5 protein-coding genes are annotated in these 2,923 nt (G+C 60.1%); 3 read left to right on the top strand and 2 right to left on the bottom strand.

What is annotated here, in order from left to right; translation table 11 throughout:
* The first annotated feature begins 254 nt into the window (after positions 1 to 254).
* The gene (locus tag AAFX91_RS40500) at positions 255 to 428 is read left to right on the top strand and encodes a hypothetical protein (RefSeq protein WP_394570218.1); all 174 of its coding nucleotides are present in this window, start codon (positions 255 to 257) and stop codon (positions 426 to 428) included.
* A 342-nt stretch (positions 429 to 770) separates the two neighbouring features.
* Positions 771 to 1,001: a hypothetical protein gene (locus AAFX91_RS40495; RefSeq protein ID WP_028165532.1), complete on the top strand. Its 231-nt coding sequence runs from the start codon at positions 771 to 773 to the stop codon at positions 999 to 1,001.
* Between the two features lie 35 nt (positions 1,002 to 1,036).
* Here the strand turns inward: AAFX91_RS40495 and greA are convergent, their stop codons facing one another.
* Complete coding sequence (gene greA, locus AAFX91_RS40490; RefSeq protein ID WP_282527130.1) at positions 1,037 to 1,525, bottom strand: transcription elongation factor GreA; 489 nt, start codon at positions 1,523 to 1,525, stop codon at positions 1,037 to 1,039.
* A gap of 409 nt (positions 1,526 to 1,934) precedes the next feature.
* Positions 1,935 to 2,438, bottom strand: coding sequence for a hypothetical protein (locus AAFX91_RS40485; protein ID WP_165421223.1), 504 nt, complete (start codon positions 2,436 to 2,438; stop codon positions 1,935 to 1,937).
* Between the two features lie 185 nt (positions 2,439 to 2,623).
* Here AAFX91_RS40485 and AAFX91_RS40480 point away from each other — a divergent pair, with 185 nt between their 5' ends.
* The gene (locus AAFX91_RS40480; protein WP_207234510.1) at positions 2,624 to 2,815 is read left to right on the top strand and encodes a hypothetical protein; all 192 of its coding nucleotides are present in this window, start codon (positions 2,624 to 2,626) and stop codon (positions 2,813 to 2,815) included.
* Positions 2,816 to 2,923 lie beyond the last annotated feature (108 nt).

Raw genomic sequence — 2,923 nt, 5'->3', positions numbered from 1 at the left:
CCACCGATCCGCTCATGCCAGGCTGTATCGCGCGCAAGCCGAAGGATGGCTAGGTGGGGGCCTCATGCCGGTTACGGCTATGTGGCGGACCAGGAGAAGCCGGGCGCGTCGCCGACCGCTCCTGGTCGGCCGAACAGCCAAACAACTGGCTCCGGCGCAGGAACCGAAGCCCCGACGGGTCCTGGCTCAGGTGGCAGGTCCCGTTAGTCTGCGCAGATCCGCCATCGCACTGCTTTCCGCGCCAGGAGATCCGAATGACCACCGCGGCAAAGCTCCTCGCGCAAAAGCAGCAATTGCTCGAGCGGCTGCAGGAGAATCCCGGCGCGAACGAACGCGCCGAGATCGAGCGCCTGCTCGAGCAGATCGACGCCGCGTTGAATCTGCTCGATGAAGCCGGCCCCACCGGCTCCGGCGAAGAGCCCGACTAGATCATGATCCGATTAGACGGAATCGGATCATGATCTCATCTCTTTGTTTGAGCATGATCTTTTCGGAAAACCGGTTTCCACTTTTCCGGATCATGCTCTAACGCGGGTCGGATGGCTGCCTACAAAATCGCCTTGCCGGAACTGGATCTCGGCGCTTTCCTTAAGATCGTGGGTCCTTGGGGCGACACCTAGGTTTCACCTGGCCTCGCGCCATCCACCCGCAAGAGCCCCTGCCTTCCTCCCGGTCGGTGGGGGTTTTGTTTTCATCAAGCGGATTGGCCGGAAGAAAAAGTATAAGATGGGCCCGTGAGGAATTGCTCCAGCTCATTTCGAGGAAGCGCTATGGATAGTGATTTTGTCGGTTACCAGCATGCGATGCTTGTTCTCATGCGCCACATATTGGCCGAGCAAGCACTGCAGAGCGGCGAGGAGCCGATGCAGTGGCTCCGCAACTTCAAGAGCCGGGTGGTCCAGGACATCAAGGGAACGTCAGGTCCTTCGGAGCAGGACGAACTGGCTGTGATCCCGGTGTCTCTTGCCGTTATCGACGACGTTTTTGCCGACGTGATGTAGTTTGAGAACGAGCGCTCTCGGCACGAGCGGGCCTGTCACCCCTCGCCGCCAAGCGCATTCATGCGGGAGATGTTGAGGATTTCCGCCTCGCCGCTGCCAACGCGGACAACGTCTCCCACGCTCCTGCCAAACAGCGCCCGCGCCAACGGCGAGGCATGCGAGACGGTGCCGTGAGCAGGATCCGCCTCGTCCTCGCCGACGATCCGAAAGGTCTGTTGTCGACCGTCATCGCGGAGGATCGTAACGGCGTGTCCGAAGCGAACCTGGCTGTCGTCCTCGGGCTCTGCCACCACATTGGCGGAGGCGCGCCTCGCGCTCCAATAGCGCAGGTCACGTGAGGCGCTCGCGATCGCCGAGCGGTCGCCTTCCGCCTGTGCCGCCGCCAACGCCTCTTGCGCGGCCGCGACTGCGGTCTCGATCTGGGCAAGGCCTTCCCTGGTGACATCGTTTCGCGCGTCCGAGATCGGCCGATCGGGAAGATCGTCGAGATTACCCTCGCCTTCCCTGACAAAAGCGCGGCTCATGTTGCTTCCATGCGCGTCCGGCCAAAGCGCGGATCGCCCATCACCTTGCCCTTGCGATCATTCTCTTCTGGCATCTTCGACTCCGAGAGTGGAGATTTCCAACGGCACTGAACCGGTGTCGTTCCTCGACTTCAATCGGGATAATTCGGCATCATTCTTAGGAAAATCCGGAACGCCTCGCAGACTCCCAAGTTATCGTCCCGTCGATTGGGACGACATGATCCACCTTCCCAAGGGCCCCGGCGATTGTCCCCCGAGCAAGCCGGGGCCCGACTTTTTGAGAAGCAAAGATTGAGCCCGCTGAATTTCGTCGCACCGAGCGATGCGGACACATCGCGATATCACGACAATATCAGCAGACCATTCGACTCTGGTGAGGCAAGTCCACGATGAGGGGCGCAGAGATTCACTATAGCCGCTGGCCATGCAGCACCAAGGGATTGAGTTCACCGTCGAGAAAACCAGGCAGCGCCACGTCTGGCGCTGGGTATTCTGGATCGGCGATCAAGCGAGGACCGGCCTGATGCGAACGCCATTGGAGGCGCTCGCGATACGCCGGACGCAAACGCTGATTGATCGCGAGTTGAAAAAGCGGGCTCAGGAGAATGCCTGTTAGAGCCTGATCCGGAAAAGTGGAAACCGGTTTTCCCTCGCGACAAACGCGAAGCGTTTGCGCGGAGATCATGCTCCAACAAAGAGATGAGATCATGATCCGATTCCGTCCAATCGGATCATGATCGAAAGCGAGGTCGACGCGCCCGGCGTCTCGATCTTCGCGAACCACCCAAAACAAAAAGGACGAGGCCCGGTCAACCCTAGAGACCGGGCCTCGTCGCATCATCCCCCGCCCCATCAGCGCGATGATGTCTGGTGGAACGGTCGTGTCATACGCAAAATCCGCGGCGCGATCCATCCGGGCTACTACGGGACGCGTCGAGCATTTGCGATCGGCGCAGCATGACAGAACGGTCCAGCAAGCTCTGCCTGGATTCGTCACCGGCTCCTGCGATTGCGCTGCAGCAGCAGTTTGCCTCTGCAACCTCTCGTTTAATTGATTGAATTTCTAGCGGCGCGCCTCGCACACATTAGAAAGCACTCATGGAGGCTGCCGTGCTTGCCGAGAAATTCTTCCTGCTGCTGGAGACGCTGAGGAGCCACACCGAGACCGACGGAAGTCAGCGCGTGGTCAGCACGTCGCCGCACATCCCGCTCCAAATCCCCGAGGCGCAAGTCATCTTGGTCTACCCGTCCAGGGCTGACACGGGACGGCGGCACGGTTTGAATAGCTGACGTGAACCACGTCACAGCGGTCGGCGCTCCGGCGCGCTAGGCCGTGTGGACTCTTGGGATTCTCAAATCAGATTGAACGTGATTCAAGGCTTTCTTTTAGGAGGAAGC

This window comes from Bradyrhizobium sp. 31Argb, from assembly GCF_043638955.1.
Lineage (GTDB): Bacteria > Pseudomonadota > Alphaproteobacteria > Rhizobiales > Xanthobacteraceae > Bradyrhizobium.
This window is presented reverse-complemented; position numbering and strand designations above follow the sequence as displayed.

Excerpts from the sequence above, each read along its gene's own strand:
- AAFX91_RS40500 (WP_394570218.1), top strand. The coding sequence starts at position 255 with ATGACCACCGCGGCAAAGCTCCTCGCGCAAAAGCAGCAATTGCTCGAG.
- AAFX91_RS40495 (WP_028165532.1), top strand. The coding sequence starts at position 771 with ATGGATAGTGATTTTGTCGGTTACCAGCATGCGATGCTTGTTCTCATG.
- greA (WP_282527130.1), bottom strand. The coding sequence starts at position 1,525 with ATGAGCCGCGCTTTTGTCAGGGAAGGCGAGGGTAATCTCGACGATCTT.
- AAFX91_RS40485 (WP_165421223.1), bottom strand. The coding sequence starts at position 2,438 with ATGGATCGCGCCGCGGATTTTGCGTATGACACGACCGTTCCACCAGAC.
- AAFX91_RS40480 (WP_207234510.1), top strand. The coding sequence starts at position 2,624 with ATGGAGGCTGCCGTGCTTGCCGAGAAATTCTTCCTGCTGCTGGAGACG.